The organism is Bacillus sp. SKDU12 (assembly GCF_010093085.1).
GTDB classification, from domain to species: Bacteria; Bacillota; Bacilli; order Bacillales; family Bacillaceae; genus Bacillus; species Bacillus mexicanus.
The window spans coordinates 223,581-242,300 of record NZ_MSRC01000006.1; the positions used below are offsets into that span (position 1 = coordinate 223,581).

15 protein-coding genes are annotated in these 18,720 nt (G+C 43.4%); 7 read left to right on the forward strand and 8 right to left on the reverse strand.

The genetic code is table 11. The annotated features are described in order from the left end of the window. The first annotated feature begins 61 nt into the window (after nt 1-61). On the forward strand, nt 62-1,471 hold the full coding sequence (locus BTW01_RS06005) for a PLP-dependent aminotransferase family protein (protein WP_162102114.1): 1,410 nt from the start codon (nt 62-64) through the stop codon (nt 1,469-1,471). A gap of 30 nt (nt 1,472-1,501) precedes the next feature. Here the strand turns inward: BTW01_RS06005 and BTW01_RS06010 are convergent, their stop codons facing one another. The 4 genes from BTW01_RS06010 to citA all read right to left on the reverse strand — a co-directional run bounded on the left by BTW01_RS06010 (nt 1,502) and on the right by citA (nt 6,667). Continuing rightward, complete coding sequence (locus BTW01_RS06010) at nt 1,502-2,857, reverse strand: sodium-dependent transporter (protein WP_162102115.1); 1,356 nt, start codon at nt 2,855-2,857, stop codon at nt 1,502-1,504. A 122-nt stretch (nt 2,858-2,979) separates the two neighbouring features. Next, nucleotides 2,980-4,377, reverse strand: a complete 1,398-nt coding sequence (gene bcaP, locus BTW01_RS06015) for a branched-chain amino acid transporter BcaP (protein ID WP_162102116.1) — start codon at nt 4,375-4,377, stop codon at nt 2,980-2,982. Between the two features lie 246 nt (nt 4,378-4,623). Further along, entirely contained in the window at nt 4,624-5,493 is an 870-nt protein-coding gene (locus BTW01_RS06020) for an SDR family oxidoreductase (protein ID WP_162102117.1), read from the reverse strand. A gap of 73 nt (nt 5,494-5,566) precedes the next feature. Beyond that, the gene (gene citA, locus BTW01_RS06025; protein WP_162102118.1) at nt 5,567-6,667 is read right to left on the reverse strand and encodes a citrate synthase CitA; all 1,101 of its coding nucleotides are present in this window, start codon (nt 6,665-6,667) and stop codon (nt 5,567-5,569) included. 108 nt (nt 6,668-6,775) lie between these two features. Between citA and citR the strand changes: the two genes are divergently transcribed. Then, entirely contained in the window at nt 6,776-7,651 is an 876-nt protein-coding gene (gene citR / locus BTW01_RS06030; RefSeq protein WP_162102119.1) for a transcriptional regulator CitR, read from the forward strand. A 69-nt stretch (nt 7,652-7,720) separates the two neighbouring features. Here the strand turns inward: citR and BTW01_RS06035 are convergent, their stop codons facing one another. After that, entirely contained in the window at nt 7,721-8,737 is a 1,017-nt protein-coding gene (locus BTW01_RS06035) for a LysM peptidoglycan-binding domain-containing protein (protein ID WP_162102120.1), read from the reverse strand. A 516-nt stretch (nt 8,738-9,253) separates the two neighbouring features. Here BTW01_RS06035 and BTW01_RS06040 point away from each other — a divergent pair. Further along, complete coding sequence (locus BTW01_RS06040) at nt 9,254-10,621, forward strand: alkaline phosphatase (protein WP_162102121.1); 1,368 nt, start codon at nt 9,254-9,256, stop codon at nt 10,619-10,621. Nucleotides 10,622-10,651: 30 nt separating this feature from the next. Here BTW01_RS06040 and spoVR read toward each other — a convergent pair whose 3' ends face one another. Further along, on the reverse strand, nt 10,652-12,058 hold the full coding sequence (gene spoVR / locus BTW01_RS06045; RefSeq protein WP_162102122.1) for a stage V sporulation protein SpoVR: 1,407 nt from the start codon (nt 12,056-12,058) through the stop codon (nt 10,652-10,654). A gap of 148 nt (nt 12,059-12,206) precedes the next feature. Between spoVR and BTW01_RS06050 the strand changes: the two genes are divergently transcribed. From BTW01_RS06050 to BTW01_RS06060, 3 genes are all read left to right on the forward strand, one after another. Then, on the forward strand, nt 12,207-13,733 hold the full coding sequence (locus BTW01_RS06050; protein ID WP_162102123.1) for a mechanosensitive ion channel: 1,527 nt from the start codon (nt 12,207-12,209) through the stop codon (nt 13,731-13,733). A gap of 113 nt (nt 13,734-13,846) precedes the next feature. Next, the gene (gene nsrR, locus BTW01_RS06055) at nt 13,847-14,287 is read left to right on the forward strand and encodes a nitric oxide-sensing transcriptional repressor NsrR (RefSeq protein WP_162102124.1); all 441 of its coding nucleotides are present in this window, start codon (nt 13,847-13,849) and stop codon (nt 14,285-14,287) included. Nucleotides 14,288-14,445: 158 nt separating this feature from the next. Continuing rightward, a complete protein-coding gene (locus tag BTW01_RS06060) occupies nt 14,446-15,894 on the forward strand; it encodes a LysM peptidoglycan-binding domain-containing protein (RefSeq protein WP_162102125.1) in 1,449 nt (482 codons plus the stop codon). Between the two features lie 43 nt (nt 15,895-15,937). On the opposite strand, the gene BTW01_RS06065 is transcribed toward BTW01_RS06060, so the two are convergent. Next, a complete protein-coding gene (locus BTW01_RS06065; protein ID WP_162102126.1) occupies nt 15,938-16,261 on the reverse strand; it encodes a YqzG/YhdC family protein in 324 nt (107 codons plus the stop codon). 201 nt (nt 16,262-16,462) lie between these two features. Between BTW01_RS06065 and BTW01_RS06070 the strand changes: the two genes are divergently transcribed. Then, a complete protein-coding gene (locus tag BTW01_RS06070) occupies nt 16,463-16,705 on the forward strand; it encodes a YhdB family protein (RefSeq protein ID WP_162102127.1) in 243 nt (80 codons plus the stop codon). Between the two features lie 175 nt (nt 16,706-16,880). Here BTW01_RS06070 and pgcA read toward each other — a convergent pair whose 3' ends face one another. Continuing rightward, complete coding sequence (gene pgcA / locus BTW01_RS06075; RefSeq protein WP_162102128.1) at nt 16,881-18,626, reverse strand: phosphoglucomutase; 1,746 nt, start codon at nt 18,624-18,626, stop codon at nt 16,881-16,883. Nucleotides 18,627-18,720 lie beyond the last annotated feature (94 nt).

Consider the following 18,720-nt stretch of genomic DNA (forward strand, 5'->3'; position numbering starts at 1 on the left):
GCATTTGCCAAATAGCCACTATCAGAAAAAATGACCACGCCAGATAAAAAGGGGACACGAGATGGATATCACGCCGTTTCTGGATAAAAAGAGCAAAATACCGCTGTATGAGCAGCTCTATAGCTTTTTCAAACAAGAGATTTCACATACACGAATTACAAAGGGAACAAAACTTCCTTCAAAACGCAGGCTCTCCAGCTTGCTCGATGTCAGCACGGCAACAATAGAACGAGCTTACGAGCAATTAACTGCTGAGGGCTATGTCAAAAGCAAGCCGAAAATCGGCTGGTTTGCGGCGGAAGTAGAGCCAGACTTTCCGTCAGCTCCTGACCATTTTCAGCAGTCTGCACAGCCTGACCCACATAAAAAGAACGCACCTGCTATTGACTTTCATCAAGGCAATGTTGATCCGGCCCTCTTTCCCTTTAGCGCATGGAGAAAAAGCATAGTAAAAAGTCTGGATCGCTATTCCGATTCGTTTCACACCTCTGGCGATCCTCAAGGAGAATACGAACTCAGGTACACGATTGCCCGATTCGTCAGGCTGTCTCGGGGAATAAATTGCGAGCCCGGCCAGATCATCATCGGCGCAGGAACGACCGTGCTTCTGCAAATTCTTTGTCTTACGCTTCAGCCCGGAACAAAAATCGGTTTTGAAGAGCCGAGCTTTCACCGTTCAAGAAGGATGTTTGAAGCAAATCGCATGAATGTCATTCCGATTTGTACTGATGCAGAAGGCGTCCTGCCGGATGAGCTCTACCGCCGGAATCCTTATTTCATGTATACGACTCCTTCGCATCAGTTTCCGCTTGGTACCATCATGACAATAACCCGCAGACAGGAGCTGCTTGCATGGGCAGCAAGATCAAATTCATTCATTATAGAGGATGATTATGACGGGGAATTCCGTTACAGTGGCCATCCCATTCCGTCTTTACAGGGTCTTGATCCGAATGGCAGAGTCATATATCTCGGTACTTTTTCAAAGTCGCTTCTGCCTTCCTTGCGGCTTAGCTTCATGATTGTGCCCCCTGAACTCATGAAATCGATCAAAAACAACGCTGAGTTAATGAAGCAAACCGTCTCTGCCCACTCGCAATTCGCACTGGCAGACTTCATCGAAACCGGAGAGTGGCAAAAACACATAAATAGAATGAGAGGTCTATACCGAAAAAAACACGCTGTCCTGTTAGAAGCCATCCGCTCTGAACTAGGAAACACCGTTGAGGTTCTCGGTAAAAACTCGGGGCTTCACATTCTGCTGCGTCTTTTGTTTCCAGCAAGTGAGGAAGAAGCAATAAAAGCAGCCGCAAACAACGGTGTAACCATCTATCCCGTCTCCTTTTCATATAAAGAACGAACGCCTTTTGTTTCTGTCTTAATCGGTTATGGCGGTTTGTCAGAAGAGGACATCAGACTCGGCATCCAAAAATTGAAAACGGCATGGGCGCCGTATCATCTTATTAAATAAAAAACAGGCTCCATTCCCGGAGCCTGTTTTTTAAAATGATAAAATCCCGATTAAATTTAAAAATACAATAATAATGGCTAACGGCACGATAAAACGAAGCAAATAAAACCATGTGTAAAAGAATGCTTTACTTGCTTTTGATCCGCTCCTCATTTCCGCCCAGAGCTCCCGCTTCGAAATTTTGAGCGGGATAAAAAGAGAAATTAACAGCGCGCCTAACGGCATCAAAATATTACTGACGGTAAAATCGGCAATATCAAAAAACGTTTTACCAAAGATGTGCACATCGCTCAACATGCCATAAGACAAGCAGCAAGGGATTCCCACCAAGAAAATCAAAAGTCCGCTTGTCCAAGACAGTTTTTTCCTCTTCTTTTCGTCCCCTTTTCCGATCGTCGCGACAATAATTTCAACCATCGAAAACGCTGAGGTTAAAGCTGCAAATAAAAATGCAACGAGAAAACCGATAAAAAACAGCGTGCCGAACGGAAGCTGTTCAAAAACGGACGGAAGCACTGTAAACAACAGTGTCGGACCTTCATTTGGCTGAAAACCGAATGAGAAAACCGCTGGAAAAATGGCCAAACCCGCCAGGAGTGTCACAATGATATTCATCAAGACGATAGAGGCGGCTGAACGAGGGATATTTTGTGTTTTCGGCAAGTATGAGCTGTAGGTCACCATTACCGAAACCCCTAGTGTTAACGTAAAAAAGGCCTGTCCCAGTGCGAATAATATGGATTCCGATGTCAAGTCGCCGAAATGAGGCACAAGCAAAAATGTCACGCCTTCCATCGCACCATTAAGTGTAAGAGATCGAAGGACGAGTAGAATAAACAATATAAACAATATCGGCATGATCACCGCGCTGACCCGTTCAATTCCTTTTTGAACTCCTCTGGCGACTACCAAGACAGTCAGCACCATAAAAATAAACTGAGCTGCGATCGTCTGCACTGGATTTTGGATAATAGAAGCAAACAAGCTGCCATACTGTGCTTGAGAAAGCCCGGACAGTGAACCAGACGCCGTCTTCACGATGTACAGCAAAATCCATCCTCCGATTACACTGTAAAACGACAGCACTAAAAAACATGCTGCTACGCCAACCCAACCTGTAAAAAACCAAGCGGTTCGCGGCGCTTCTTTTTTATATGCATCAATGGCGTTCGTCTGGTTCCGTCTTCCAAAAATAAATTCCCCCACTAAAAGCGGATAGCCTAAGAGGATGGTAAATAGCACAAAAACAAGAAAAAAGGCTCCTCCTCCGTTAGTCCCCGCTACATAAGGAAACTTCCAAATCGCCCCCAAGCCGATAGCCGAGCCGGCGGCTGCCATGACGAAACCGATTTTCGAAGCCCATTGGACTGGTTTTTCCTCAGACAATAAACGTCACTTCCTTTCCAGCCTATATTATCTCTTATTTTTGTCTTCATTTCTATAGATTCATTTGCCAAGAACAGAAAAGAGAGCGGTCTATATGACCGCTCTCTTTATCAAAAGGTTATTTATTGATTTAATTTTGAATGCTTTCTTGAATACAGGAAATAGATTACCATGCCGATTAACAGCCACACCAGGAAGCGGACAATCGTCACCCATCCCAGATTTAAAATCAAGAACAGGCAGAACAGAATCGCCAGGCCTGGGATTACGGGAACTCCCGGGCATTTAAAAGCTCTCGGAAGATCAGGCTGTTTCTTTCTCAAAACGATAACTGCCACAGAAATCAGGACAAATGCTGACAGCGTCCCGATGTTTACGAGTTTTGCAAGTTCATCCAGCGGAACAAGCGAGCCAAGAAGCGCCGACATCGTTCCGAAAAACCAAGTGGCCACATAAGGTGTTTTGTGCTTTGGATGCACCTTAGAAAGTGAGCCAGGCACAAGTCCGTCACGTGACATGGCAAACATGACACGTGTCTGGCCGTAAAGCATGACGAGCATAACGGTTGTCATTCCCAGCACGGCGCCAATATCAATGATGCCAGCTACCCAGTTTTGCCCTGCGCTTTGAAGGACGAGAGAAACCGGATGATCCACACCCGCAAACTGAGCAAACGGAATAACCCCTGTCATGATCGCTGATACAGTGACATATAAAATGGTGCAAACCAATAAAGAGAATATAATGCCTTTAGGCAAATCCTTCGCGGGATTTTTCGTCTCTTCCGCAGCAGAGGATACAGCGTCAAATCCAATAAAAGCAAAAAATACGAGTGCCGCTGCGTTGAATACGCCGCCAAAGCCCATCGGCATAAACGGCTGCCAATTGTGCGGCTTCACGTAAACGGCTGCAACCGCGATAAACAGCAGAACGACCAGCACCTTCAAGATAACCATGATGTTGTTGACTCTTTTTGATTCTTTAATGCCTAAGTAAAGCAAAAATGTGATCGCCATGACAATGACGAATGCAGGCAGATTAAAAATGGTAAAAGTGCCTTTGACCGCCCCCGGCGCCGCTGTTAAAGCAACAGGGAGATGAATTCCTATTCCTGATAAAAATGATTGGAAATAACCAGACCAGCCGACCGACACCGCACTTACCGCCAGCATGTACTCTAAAATTAAATCCCAACCGATAATAAAGGCCATAAGCTCTCCCAATGTCGCATAAGTGAATGTATACACAGATCCTGATACAGGCACACTTGAAGCAAATTCCGCATAAGACAGGGCAGCGAATAAACAAGCCAGCGCCGCCACAACAAATGAAATGGTCAGCCCGGGACCGGCCGTAACCGCCCCTGTTCCCGTCAATACAAAAATCCCTGTGCCAATGATGGCTCCGATTCCAAGCAATGTTAAATCAAATGCCCCTAATTCTCTTTTTAAAGATTTATCACCGCTCGCCGCAGCAAGTAAATCCTGAATACTTTTCTTCCTAAATACGCTCCCCTTCATTACGTTTCAACTCCTAGAAGATCATCTTCAATATATTTTATTTGAATTTTCTGAATTTATTAGTGACAATGATCATTTTTCTATTTTCTGCTCTATTTGCACTGGTCATTCATCATTCCTTTCTCCTACTCCTATTATATATATAAACACAAAAAAGAAAACAGAATTGTTAGAAAAAACGACATTTTTTTATTTTCGAATTTTTTCCGCACAAAAAAACCAGCTATTATGCTGGTTTTTCGTTGATTATGTGGAAATAAAACGTCCGCCATTCACATGAAGGGTCTGCCCTGTCATATAAGAAGACTCATCAGATGCCAGCAGAACATAAGCACCTGCATGCTCAACCGGCTGTCCAGGTCTTCCCATCGGGGTATCCACACCGTGCTGTTTCACTTTTTCCTCAGGGAATGTCGCCGGAATAAGCGGTGTCCAAATCGGACCGGGTGCCACTGCATTTACTCTAATGCCTTTATCTGCAAGCGACATCGCCATAGACCGTGTAAAAGCGACAATCGAACCTTTTGTACTGGAGTAATCAATTAATGTCGTATTCCCCTCATAAGCGGTAATAGATGTTGTATTAATAATGGCGCTTCCCTCCTTCAAGTGAGGCAAAGCTTTCTTTGTCATATGAAACATGGAAAAAAAGTTTGTGCGAAATGTTTTTTCCAACTGTTCTGTTGAAATATCGAGAATGCTGTTTTGCGGATGCTGTTCAGCAGCATTATTTACTAAGATATCAAGTTTGCCAAAATGGTCCACTGTTTGCTGTACAGCTTGTTCACAATGGTTCTCGTCACCGACATCTCCAGGTAGCAGCAGGCAGCGGACATTTTCCTGTTCGATCCGTTTACGCGTTTCCTCAGCGTCCGAATGCTCATCTAAGTAAAGAATGGCGATATCGGCGCCTTCTTTAGCAAACGCAATAGCAGCTGCTTTCCCTATTCCGCTGTCGCCCCCAGTAATGATCGCGACTTTTCCTTTCAGCTTGCCGCTTCCTTGATAATCCTCATCCTCTGACAAAGGCAGCGGGTTCATCTCTGACTCAATGCCCGGCTGTCTGTCCTGCTGCTGCGGTGCCTGTCCTTCTGTTTGTCTGTCCATTGGGTTCATATTCATCACTCCTAGACGTATGGTTATTACTGAACATTACCACGTCATAGAAGCGCCTAAACGGAAGAGTATGTTATGAAAGAACTTCTTCAGGAACGACGCCATTATATTTCGCTGAAGGACGGAAAATCATGTTGTTTTCTGCCTGTTCGAGCACATGGGCGCACCAGCCTACCATTCTGCTTGCTGAAAAAGTCGGTGTAAACAGTTCATCATCAAAATCAATTGCCTTCATGACAGCAGCCGCATAAAATTCAACATTTGTATACAGCTTGCGTCCAGGTTTATAGATTTCCAGCAAACGGATCGCTTCCGCCTCTACATGGAGCGCAAGATCAAGATCAGGGTCATTTCCGGCCACCTCTTCTGCTTTCTGCCGTAAAGCTTCCGCCCGCGGATCCTTCGTTTTGTACACTCTGTGCCCGAATCCCATTAAGCGCTCTCCTTTTTGGAGTTTTTCTGTCAGATACGCTTCAGCTTGTTCCTTTTCTCCAATGTCTTCAAGCATTTTTGTTACCGCAGAAGGAGCCCCTCCATGCAGCGGACCTTTCATCGTGCCGAGAGCAGCAGTAACGGCAGACACTAAGTCACTCTCTGTAGATAATGTGACACGTGCTGAAAAAGTGGATGCATTCATGCCGTGCTCCATAGCCAGAATCATATATGTTTCAAGCGCTTTCTTTTTTGCCTCTGAAGGCTGTTCACCTGTAAGCATATAATAGTAGTTTTCGACATGTCCGTACTGGGAAGATGGCGCAATGGCTTGTTCACCGCGCGTCCATCGTTTTCTGTACGCTATGATGGAAGGCGTGATCGCAATCAGCCGAATCGCTTCTTCTGTTTTTGGATGAAAGGCGTATACATTTTCTCCTAATGCAGAAACCACTGTTCTCAGCACCGACATATCGTCCATGTTGTTTGGAAGTGACTGAATCAAGCGCTCAATATGTTCCGGAAGATGACGTTCAGCAGCCAGTTTATCTTCAAATGCTTGCAATTCTTCAGATGACGGCAGTTTGCCAAATAAAATCAAATGGGCTGCTTCTTCAAAGCTGTGATTTAAGGCGATGTCTTTTGCATGATGGCCTCTATAAATCAGACGCCCTTTTTCGCCATCAATATGGCTGATAGCTGTTTCGACACATGTAATTCCTTTTAATCCGTAATGTATCATTTGTATTCCCCCTATCCTTTTCTGTTATTATAGTAAATATAATATTTAAAATATAATGAATATTTTTAAGGGTATTAATTAAAATTATTAATCAGAGGGAGAATAGAAATGGACTTCAAATGGCTTCACACCTTTGTGACCGCAGCGAAATATGAAAATTTCCGAAAAACAGCGGAAACACTTTTTTTATCCCAGCCGACTGTCACCGTACATATCAAGCAATTAGAAAAAGAAATCAGCTGTAAGCTGTTCGAACGAAAAGGCAGGCAGATCCAGCTGACTGATGAAGGCAGGGCTTATTTGCCTTATGCGCTCCGGCTTCTTGATGATTACGAAAACAGCATGACAGAGCTTCACAGAGTGAGACAAGGGTACTCTCAAACCTTAAAGCTCGCGGTTTCTCCGCTTATCGCTGATACTGTGCTCCCATCTGTCATGAAGCGGTACACAGCAATAAATACAGAAACAGAAATGGCAGTCACGATTTTCGAATCAGCAGAAATTTCCTCGCTGATTAAAGCGGGGGAAGCAGATATCGGATTGAGCTGTTTAAAGATACAGTCCTCCTCTTTAACCTGCCATTGTTTATATAAAGATCCTGTTGTCCTTGTGGCTCCGCCCGATGAGCATTTCATAAACGACAAAGAAATTGATGCCAAAGAGGTGCTGGAGCAATACCTGCTTTTGACCCACAATCATCCTGACTACTGGGACGACTTGCTCCGTCAAGTCAGAGTGACATTTCCATTTGTGAGAACAATGAAAGTCACCCAAACACATATAACGAAACGGTTTATTAAGGAAGGACTTGGCGTTTCATTTCTGCCCTTATCTACAGTAAAGCGTGAATTGGCAGAAAAACAGATGATCAGAATCCCTTATCAATCCGCACAGCTGCCCTATGCAGGCGCTTATGCAATCGCGCTTTACGAAAATAAAAAAGAAAAAAAGTTTTTGGATTTTCTTTCACATTTTCATTTTTAGGAACAACAAAAATAGATGTGCTCCTCTAAAAATAAAAAAACCCGTTCCAATGAACGGGTCCTTTATCATTTAGTATCTTTTCGCACCGAGGTAACGCGGCTTCCAGTAGCTGTTGTTCAGGCTGCTGATTTGTACGCCATCAGACCCTGCATGTACAAAGCTGTTGTTTCCGATATAAATTCCCATGTGAGAAGGACCGGATTTATATGTTGTGAAGAAGACAAAATCCCCGACAGACGGACTGGAAATGCTCTTCATAGAACTCCAGTATCCCGCGGTGCTTGTTCTGCCCACACTTGTTTGTTTATTCAGTACGTACCAGATAAATCCACTGCAGTCAAAGCCGGAAGTTGTCGTTCCGCCCCATTTGTATGGCGTCCCGATTAACGCTTTTGCATCAGAAGCAAGCTTGCTCACATTAAGCGATGTAGTTGAAGATGCTCTGCTGCTTGAAGATGATGAAGAGCTGGAAGAAACAAGCTTTGAATTTGTGCTTGTTCCTTTTACCTTCAGCACTTGGTTGACATAGATGACATCTGATTTTAAACCGTTTAAACTTTTTAATTTGCTAACTGTAGTTCCGTATTGTTTTGCGATTTTAGACAGACTGTCCCCGCGCTTCACTTTATAACTGGACGTTGAAGATGATGACACCTTTGATGAGCTTGAGCTGCTAGAGCTGATTGAACTTGTTGAGCCTTTCAGTTTCAGGACTTGTCCGATACGAATCAAGTCTGACTTTAGGCCGTTCATTTTTTTCAATTCACTGACTGACATGCCGTACTTTGCTGAAATTTTCCACAGGCTGTCTCCGCTCTTTACTTTGTATGTAGATGCAGATGAAGAACTGCTGCTTTTTGAACTAGCAGATTTACCGTTAATTGATAGAGTCTGTCCCGCATAAATGATATCTGACCGAAGTTTGTTCTCTGATTTAATCTTATTGATCGTAGTGTCATATTTTCTGGAAAGCTCCCACAACGTGTCGCCTTTTTTCACCTTAACGCTTTGTGCAGACGCTGCTCCTGCGAATAATGTCGATCCTAAAACAACTGCTGTAGTTGCTGTAATGATTTGCTTTTTCATATGTTCCTCCCCAAATATTATCTATCTATATATGTCTCTTTTTTTAAATTAATCTTATCGTTTTCTATTATAAGGATAGATTCCCAAGAGAAATAGTCTTGACTTCATGAGACAAATTTCTTAATTATTCGTTTATAAAAAAAGTTTTTAAGGGTATTAAATATTTCATTTTCATTTCAAAGGTGACAAAAAACGAGTGCTTTTGTCATGTTTCACGGGCGTTTTTCAACATAAAGGGAATTTTTCCGGGTCAACTTACTTATGGAAGAGGGAGTGGTAAGGAACATTCAAGAAAATGTGAGGTTACCTGCAGTTTTTTTATTTAAACAAACATATCATGCATGGGAAAAGAGGTAAAGATTTTTCCGATAAAATGAATGCTTTCCATCAAATAAGACAAGATAACGAAACAGCTTGTAATCATTTCTGTACAATACTTTTCTGAATGTTTACCTGATCAAAGCAGCATTTACCCTCATTATCCTAACGTCAGAAAGAGTATACAATTAAGGAGGCATGCAAAACATGAAGTCTAAGCTTCTGCCAATCGCCGCTGTTTCCGTCCTTACAGCTGGAATCTTTGCAGGAACCGGACTGCATCAAACCGAAACAGCAAGCGCAAAACCTCAAGATAAACCTGAGATCAGAAATGTGATTGTGATGATCGGTGACGGTATGGGAACTCCATACATAAACGCTTACCGTTCCTTAAAAAACAACGGGGAAACACCAAATAACCCGAAGCTGACTGAGTTTGATCCAAACCTGACAGGCATGATGATGACGCACCCGGATGACCCCGACTATAATATTACAGATTCAGCAGCTGCCGGAACAGCATTAGCGACAGGTGTTAAGACATACAACAGTGCAGTTGGCGTCGATAAAAACGGAAAAAAAGTAAAATCTGTACTCGAAGAAGCCAAGCAGCAAGGCAAGACAACAGGGCTTGTCGCAACGTCAGAAATTAACCACGCCACTCCAGCTGCATATGGAGCCCATAATAAATCCCGTAAAAACATGGACCAAATCGCCAACAGCTATATGGATGACAAAATAAAAGGCGAACAAAAAATAGACGTTTTGCTTGGCGGCGGAAGATCGTTTTTCAACCGCAAGGACAGAAATATAACAAAGGAATTCAAACAAGCCGGCTACAGCTATGTAACAACAAAACAAGCCTTGATGAAAAATAATGATCAGCGGGTGCTCGGGCTTTTCGCAGACAGAGGGCTTGCTAAAGCACTCGACCGTGACAGCAAAACCCCCTCCCTCAAAGACATGACAGTTTCAGCCATTAACCGCCTGAGCCAAAATAAAAAAGGATTTTTCTTAATGGTAGAGGGCAGCCAAATTGACTGGGCCGCCCATGACAATGATACAGTTGGAGCTATGAGCGAAATAAAAGATTTTGAACAGGCTTATAAAGCTGCGATTGATTTTGCGAAAAAAGATAAGCATACCCTTGTGATCGCAACTGCTGATCATACAACCGGAGGCTTTACGATTGGAGCAAACGGCGAAAAGAATTGGCACGCTGAACCGATTCTCGCTGCAAGAAAAACACCTGAATTTATGGCCGAAAAAATCAATGAAGGCACACCAGTTAAGGATGTACTCACTCGATATACCAAGCTGGCATTCACCTCAGAAGAAATCAAAAGAATTGAAGCCGCTGCACAGGCAGATAAAAGCAAAGGTGCCTACAAAGCCATCATCAAGATTTTGAACATACGATCTAACAGCGGCTGGACGAGTACCGATCATACCGGCGAACAAGTGCCGTTTTACGCGTACGGGCCCGGAAAAGAGAAATTCCGCGGACTCATAAACAATACTGATCAGGCAACCATCATATTTAACGTTTTGAAAACAGGACAATAAAGAGGATGCATCACGCTGCATCCTCTTTTTTTATACATATCGGCGGTGAACACCTTTTCCGTCGTACGAAAATATGACTTCCTTATCCTCAAGCATAGACTCAATGTGCACACTTCTTCCCCAAAGCTGAAATAAATAAGGAAGCACTTTCTCTAAATACTTCCAATCCAGCTCAATGCCTTCAAACCAATGCTTAATATAAAGCTCGTTATTTTTCATATAATCGCCGTCATTTACCGTCAAATATGGAAAACCGCCGTTGACGCGCATGCTAACGAGCTGCTCACGCACCGATTTCCATTCTTTATCGACAATTTTATAATCTCTGCCCTGCTTTTGAAACAAATAAAGATCCTCACGCATGACCAAGTCTTTTGTTAAATAATTGCGGATGAACGAAATATCAGATTCAATTTCCCTGACCTCAAACATCTTCTCTCGGCCTGAGTCAGGCTGCACACCCATTTTTTTCATGTTTTCCGTCGGTTTATTGTACCGCTCCTCAATGTCTTCAAATATTTTCAGCCCTAAATAATATGGATTGATGCCTGTTTTGGACGGCTGGACAACACCTGCATTCAGCTTGGCAAACTCTATCGCTTCATCAGAGGTTAAATCAAGCTCACGTATAATTCGCTGATGCCAATAGGAAGCCCAGCCTTCATTCATTATCTTTGTTTCCAGCTGAGGCCAGAAATAAAGCATCTCTTCTCTCATCATTGTTAAAATATCACGCTGCCACGGCTCCAGCTCCCGAGAGTGCTCTTCGATAAAAAGCAGGATATCTTTTTCCGGACGCGGCGGGAAGTGTTTTTTTGTTTTTTTCCTTTGTTTTTCCTGTTTGTTTTCACCCAAAAACCATAGATCATCGTACGGCGTCGCTGCCTCTTCCACCTCTTCCTCCTCATCATCCACACTCCATTGGAGCTTCGGACGGACCAAAGACGGATCAATATGCTCCTGAATCGAAAGGATCGCGTCTAAAAAAGCTTCTACTTCCTTTATTCCGTGAACCTGTTCATAATGTTTAATTCGCTCGGCGGTTGCCGCCATGCTTTCCACCATATCACGCTTCGTATTTTGGAATCGGCAGTTGTTTTTAAAGAAATCACAATGGGCGAGAACGTGGGCGACAATCAATTTATTTTGGATCAATGAGTTGCTGTCCAGCAAAAACGCGTAGCATGGGTCTGAATTAATAACCAGTTCATAAATTTTGCTTAATCCAAGATCATAATGCAGCTTCATTTTATGAAACTGCTTGCCGAAGCTCCAGTGGCTGAATCTTGTCGGCATCCCGTACGCGCCAAATGTATAAACAATTTCAGCCGGGCAGATCTCATATCTCATCGGGTAGAAATCAAGGCCGAATCCTTTTGCAATTTCGGTAATTTCCTCAATTGCCCGCTGTAATCCTTTTTTCTCCTCCGCGTTCAACCGAATCCCCCCTACTTGGACTTATCTATAATATATGAGCCCGCCTGACAAAAGATGATATCCTCAGCCGCCCGGCACATTCAGATGTTTGCTGATTGTGTCAGTGGGTAAACAGAGAGCATATTACGAAAAAAAGGAGCGATACCAATTGAATGCAGCAGACATGTTTTCTTCTTATCTCAGTAGACTACCAAACCTAGTCATTGCTTTACTCGTCTTATTAATCGGATGGGCTATCGCTAAAATGATTGAAAAAGCAGTGTACAAAGGGCTCAAAAAAACAAAATTTGACGATAAAATTTTTGCTGGGAAAAAGCCATCACGCTATTCCTCGGAAAAAGTCATCAGCAAGGTTGTTTATCTTATCGCTTTGATTATCGTCTTTATTTTATTCTTTAACATTTTGCATTTGACAACAGTGGCATCACCGTTTGTCAGCATGCTTTCCGCAATAGCATCGGCGATCCCGAGCGTGCTGAAAGCCGGACTCATACTGCTGTTAGGATGGGCTGTAGCTTCTGTATTGAGTTTCCTTGTCAAAAAATTCGGGATGAAGCTGAACACAAGCGACAAGCTGCGCAAGTGGAATTTGGTGTCTGAAGGAAAAGATATTCATCAGGCAGTCAATGCCGCTTCCCAGATTGTCTTTTATCTCGTGCTGCTTGTTTTCCTGCCAGGGGTCTTATCTTCGTTAAGAATCAGCGGTATTTCAGGTCCGTTTACAAATATGATGGAAAGTGTACTCGCTTTTCTGCCGAAACTATTTGCCGCTGCGCTTATCGTTTTAATCGGCTGGCTTGTTGCCCGTCTTGTACGTGATATCATTACGAATTTCCTTGCAAGCATCGGCACAGAAAGATTCGCCGCACGTATGGGTTTAACTGTTTACTTAAAGGATACAAGTCTTTCCGCAGTTATCGGAACGATCGCTTACGTGCTGATTTTAATACCGGTCGTCATTTCAGCGCTTGACCAGCTGGATGTCGCCGGCATTTCAAAACCAGCAGTCTCTATGCTGAATACCATTTTAAATATGCTTCCGAACATCATCATTGCCATCGTGCTTGTTTTAGCAGGCATATGGGTCGGAAAATGGGTGAGCACCATGGTTTCCGGACTGCTCCATCGCGCAGGCTTTGATTCTATGTTAGGCAAAATGGGCATGGAAACAGGAACACCTGCCAAGCTGTCCCTGTCTCAAGTTGTGGGCATGATTGCGAAAATCATTGTCATTCTCTTGTTTACAGCCGAGGCGCTGCAAATTGTTCAGCTGCACTTCCTCGTAGAAATTGCGACTGGCATCATCGCGTATCTGCCGAATGTCCTTGTCGCTGTATTTATTCTCGGCATTGGCCTTTACGCGGGTGAATTAGTGAGAAAGGTGCTTTCAAGTATTATCAAAGGCCGGGAATTCAAATCTTTAGCGGCGATTGCTAAATATACAATTATCGCACTTGCTTTCTTTATGGCCTTGGATCAGCTTGGCGTTGCTGCGACAATCGTTAACTCCGCGTTCATCATTGTCCTTAGCGGCTTCGCACTCGCTTTCGGTTTATCCTTTGGCCTTGGCGGAAAGGATTTTGCATCACGTTATCTGTCTTCATTTGAACGCAAAATGCAAAACACTGAAATAGATAAGGACCGCAAAAACCAAAATCCGCCGAATAATATGTAATCAAAAAACGTGCACCCTTCTGGGCGCACGTTTTTTATGGAAAATTCCTTTTTTTTCATTTTTCAATCAAATTATGATAAGATATAGAAAATGTCTTATTACGAGGTTTAATAATGAGGTTAACAAATTATACGGATTATTCATTAAGAGTTTTGATTTTTCTGGCTGCAAAACGTCCTGGAGAACTTTCAAATATAAAACAAATTGCCGAAACGTATTCTATTTCAAAAAATCATCTCATGAAAGTGATATACAGGCTCGGCCAGCTCGGCTACGTAGAAACGATACGCGGACGAGGCGGCGGTATACGCTTAGGCATGGCCCCTGAAGACATCAATATCGGTGCGGTTGTCAGAAAAACAGAGGACGATTTTAATATTGTGGAATGTTTTGATGCGAACAAAAATCTCTGCGTAATTTCTCCGGTATGCGGCTTAAAACATGTGCTTAATGAAGCCCTTATGGCCTATCTTGCAGTTTTAGACAATTACACACTGCGTGACCTTGTCAAAAACAAAGAAGACATCATGAAGCTTTTAAGAATGAAGGAATAGATAAGATTCCTTCTTTTTCTATGCCTTCTCCCCCCTTTTTGTTACGATAATATGGATAATATAGCTGTTTTTCAAAAAAAAGCAAAACGATGGGACAAACCTGCCGATATAAAATAGAAACAGCGTATTCTAAATCATTGGGGAAAAGGAGAGCTCAGATGAAAAAGAAATTAGCAGCAGGGCTGACAGCATCTGCGATTGTCGGTACAACTTTAGCAGTGACACCAGCTGAAGCAGCAACGATTAAGGTAAAAAGCGGCGATACTTTATGGAGACTGGCTCAAAACTATAACACAAGTGTGTCGGCTCTCACATCTGCCAACCATCTTTCAACTACAGTTCTATCGGTCGGCCAGACGCTTACGATTCCGGGCAGCAATTCCAGCACTTCATCTGCTTCAAACTCAGCATCTAAGAAGAGTGGAAGTTCTGTTTACACAGTGAAAAGCGGCGATTCCCTTTGGCTGATCGCAACTGAGTTTAAAATGACGGTTCAGGAACTTAAAAAACTAAACGGACTAAGCGGCGACATGATTCGTGCAGGGCAGAAATTAAAGGTATCTGGTACAGTTTCCTCAAAAACTAGCTCTAGCCCTAGTTCCAGTAAAAAAAGCAGTTCTAATAAGAGCTCAAGTTCTTCATCTTCTGCAGGAACTTATAAGGTGCAGCTTGGAGATTCTCTTTGGAAAATTGCTAACAAGGTCAGTATGTCTGTCGCTGAATTGAAGGTTTTGAACAACTTAAAGTCAGACACCATTTATGTGAACCAAGTGTTAAAAACAAAATCATCTGGTTCTAATACGTCTTCCAAAGACACTTCATCTCATTCGGACAAACCTTCAGCAACAACGACATACAAGGTGAAAAGCGGAGACTCTCTTTGGAAAATTGCAAACAACTATAACCTGACCGTACAGCAAATCCGAAACAGCAACCATTTGAAATCAGATATGCTGTACGTTGGACAAGTATTAAAGCTGACAGGAAAAGCAGCTTCAGGCATTTCTCCAACTCCAACGTCGTCTTCGTCAAATGCAGGCTCCAACACGGCGACGACTACATATACGGTGAAAAGCGGCGATTCCTTGTGGGTAATTGCGCAAAAGTACAATATGACAGCTCAGCAAATTCGGGAGAAAAACCAATTAAAAACGGATGTCTTGCAAATTGGCCAAAAGCTGACCATTACCGGAAAAGCTTCTTCGGGCTCTACTTCATCCAATTCTTCAAGCACATCCAGCTCAGTTAGCGCGAAAATCAACCTAATGATCGCAGCCGCTAAAGAGCAGCTTGGGGTTCCGTATCGCTGGGGAGGCACAACACCGAACGGCTTTGACTGCAGCGGTTTTATGTACTACGCTCTGAATAAAGTCACATCTGTATCAAGGTTAACGGCAGCCGGGTATTGGAACACAATGAAACCTGTCAGCCAGCCTGCTGTCGGAGATTTCGTTTTCTTTACAACATATAAAGACGGCCCTTCCCACGTCGGAATTTATCTTGGAAACGGGGAATTTATTAATGCCAATGATTCCGGAGTTGTTATTTCCAATATGAACAACTCTTACTGGAAACAGCGTTATCTCGGTGCAAAACGATTTTTCTAAAAACAGAAACTGTATGGCCTTAACGGCTGTGCAGTTTTTTTAATTAGAGCCTAAAAATGTTGATGCTGATCATATGCTTTGTCACCGGATGAAAATAGACTTCAGCCCGAACAGAAAAGGTAGCATCTTTCTGTTTGACCGTCACCCGAAAGACATCTTTCGTTTGCTCATCATTTACCTCGGTCCGCCCCATATAAGCGTAATCAGAAAATGAAGCGCCTTTATATTCATCTTGAATTGTGTCCCAGGCGAGCTGTTCCCACTTTTGTACAAACTCGTTTGTGTCCGCTGAATGCCCTTTTGCAGCCAATGATACGATGACCAATCCGCAGAAAAGGAGCGAAATGGTATACGGCAGAGATTTCATATTTTCAGTCTCCTGTACACAGATTCTGTTCTCTCATAGGTTTTCCAAAAGTGACCGCTTCATTCAGTTAATTTTGATTTTATGTCTCCCTCATATTGCTATCGCTGTTGTGCCGCAGACGCCAAGTTTTGCCCCGTCAATAACATGGAATGCGGCATAAACTAATCATGAACTTCTCACACAAGAAAGGAGAAGCGTCGCATGGACTATGCCGATTACGATAAAGCACTGTATTATACTCATCGTTCTCAGTGGGACAATTTGCTAATTTTAATGGTGCGTACAGAGGATGATTTGTTATCAAAGCGAATTGAACATTTTTTGCATGCGTATCATTTTGAACAGGATTACACCGTTCTTGAAAAGATGCTGTATTCCCTTCTCCGTTATATTGATCATGCTACAGAGCTGACATACGAAGATCAATTAGCCCTGCTCACATAAATAAATCCCGGCGTTCAGACGCCGGGATTTCCTGTGTTAATTGTATCTGTGTCAATACTATAGGGCATAATAGCAAAGAAAAAACGAAGCCCTTTTCTGACAATATGGTGGTCATCTGCGGTTACAATTTTTATCTTTAGAAAAAGCCGGATCAATGATCCAGCTTATCCTCGGATTAATTTCTTGTGGCCTCTACAATGTCATCTACCGTCTTCATCACATCGTCAGCAAGCGAAGCAAGTCGTTTTTCACTGTCTTCTAATGAGGTTCCTTTTACAGCAAAATAGAATTTGACCTTCGGCTCAGTTCCGGAAGGGCGAAGGCAGAACCAAGACCCGTCTTCAAGGAAGTATTTCAGCACATTTGATTTTGGCAAGTCGATTGCTTCTTCTTTGTTTTCCTTGAGAAGTGTCCGTTTGCTTACAGCGTAATCTTCAGCTGTCACAACCTGTTTGCCGGCCATTTTTTGCGGCGGATTTTGTCTGAAGGAAGCAAGAATTGCTTCAATTTGCTCTGCTCCCTGCTTGCCTTTCAGCGTCAAAGATTTCAGTCCTTCACGATAAAAGCCGTATTCCTTAAAGAGATTGATGAGCGCTTCGTACAATGATATTCCCTGCTTTTTATAGAACGCGCAAACCTCTACTGCCAAAAGTGCCGCCTGAATGGCATCCTTGTCGCGGGCAAAATCCCCGATTAAGTAACCGTAGCTTTCTTCATAACCGAATTGGAAAGTATATTGGCCTGATGCCTCATATTCCTTAATCTTTTCGCCGATAAACTTAAAGCCTGTCAGCGTATCAATCGTATCGAGGCCGAATGAAGAAGCGACCGCACGCCCGATTTCGCTTGTGACAATTGTTTTGAGAACAACGCCGTTTTCAGGCAGGATGCCTTGTTTTTTCTTTTCAGAAAGCAAGTAATGAAGCAGCAGCGCACCGGTTTGGTTTCCTGTCAGCACTGTATATTTGCCTTGATCGTTTTTCACCGCGATGCCGAGGCGGTCAGCATCAGGATCTGTTGCGATGAGAATATCTGCATTCTGCTCTTCTCCAAGCTTAATGGCATATTCGAATGCCGCATGCTCTTCCGGGTTTGGAGAGGTAACGGTAGAGAAGTCTGGATCTGGCAATTCCTGTTCTTTGACAACCGTTACTTTTTTGTAGCCAAGTGCTTCCAGGCCGCGTCTAACCGGCTTATTCGCAGTTCCATGCAGCGGCGTGAACACAACATTCACATCTACTTCTTTCGACAATTCAGGGTGAACGGAAATAGACGTCAGTTTTTCTGTATAGACTTTATCAATGTCTTCACCGATGATCTTGATTAAGCCTTTTTCTTTTAACGCTTTTTCATCGTCGACTGTGATCGTCAGCTCATTTTCAATCGCGTTTACCTGATTAATGACGATGTCAGCTTCCTTTGGAGGCAGCTGGCCGCCGTCATCTCCGTATACTTTGTAGCCGTTATATTCAGGCGGGTTATGGCTTGCCGTCACCACAATTCCCCCGTAAGCGTTCAGCTGTCTGACAGCGAATGACAGCTCCGGCGTCGGCCGAAGCTCATCAAACACATAAGTTTGAATGCCTTGGGTCGCGAGTGTTTTTGCCGCTTCCATCGCGAACTCCGGCGATTTATGGCGGGAATCATAAGCAATGACAACGCCCCGTTTTTTCGCTTCCTCACCTTGCTGCGCGATATATGCCGCAAACCCGGCTGATGCTTTTCGCACCGTGTAAATATTCATTCGATTCGTCCCGGCTCCGATTTCTCCGCGCATTCCGCCGGTGCCGAATTCAAGATTTTTATAGAAGCAGTCCTCAAGAGCCTGTTCATTCCCCTCCAATTCAGTGAGGCGCTCTTTTAATTCCGGATCTAAATGATCTGTCTGTTTCCATTGTTCATAGCTCTTTCTCCAAGTCATGTTCGTCCTCCTATGTATCAGCTTATGCCATTATTTTATATGAAGCGGGTGTCTCTGTCACCTGAGAACCTAAGCTCTGGCGCTTTCGGCATGT

Coding starts and splice junctions, on each gene's coding strand:
- BTW01_RS06005 (WP_162102114.1), top strand. CDS start 62: ATGGATATCACGCCGTTTCTGGATAAAAAGAGCAAAATACCGCTGTAT.
- bcaP (WP_162102116.1), bottom strand. CDS start 4,377: ATGAAGGGGAGCGTATTTAGGAAGAAAAGTATTCAGGATTTACTTGCT.
- BTW01_RS06020 (WP_162102117.1), bottom strand. CDS start 5,493: ATGAACCCAATGGACAGACAAACAGAAGGACAGGCACCGCAGCAGCAG.
- citA (WP_162102118.1), bottom strand. CDS start 6,667: ATGATACATTACGGATTAAAAGGAATTACATGTGTCGAAACAGCTATC.
- citR (WP_162102119.1), top strand. CDS start 6,776: ATGGACTTCAAATGGCTTCACACCTTTGTGACCGCAGCGAAATATGAA.
- BTW01_RS06035 (WP_162102120.1), bottom strand. CDS start 8,737: ATGAAAAAGCAAATCATTACAGCAACTACAGCAGTTGTTTTAGGATCG.
- BTW01_RS06040 (WP_162102121.1), top strand. CDS start 9,254: ATGCAAAACATGAAGTCTAAGCTTCTGCCAATCGCCGCTGTTTCCGTC.
- nsrR (WP_162102124.1), top strand. CDS start 13,847: ATGAGGTTAACAAATTATACGGATTATTCATTAAGAGTTTTGATTTTT.
- BTW01_RS06060 (WP_162102125.1), top strand. CDS start 14,446: ATGAAAAAGAAATTAGCAGCAGGGCTGACAGCATCTGCGATTGTCGGT.
- BTW01_RS06065 (WP_162102126.1), bottom strand. CDS start 16,261: ATGAAATCTCTGCCGTATACCATTTCGCTCCTTTTCTGCGGATTGGTC.
- BTW01_RS06070 (WP_162102127.1), top strand. CDS start 16,463: ATGGACTATGCCGATTACGATAAAGCACTGTATTATACTCATCGTTCT.
- pgcA (WP_162102128.1), bottom strand. CDS start 18,626: ATGACTTGGAGAAAGAGCTATGAACAATGGAAACAGACAGATCATTTA.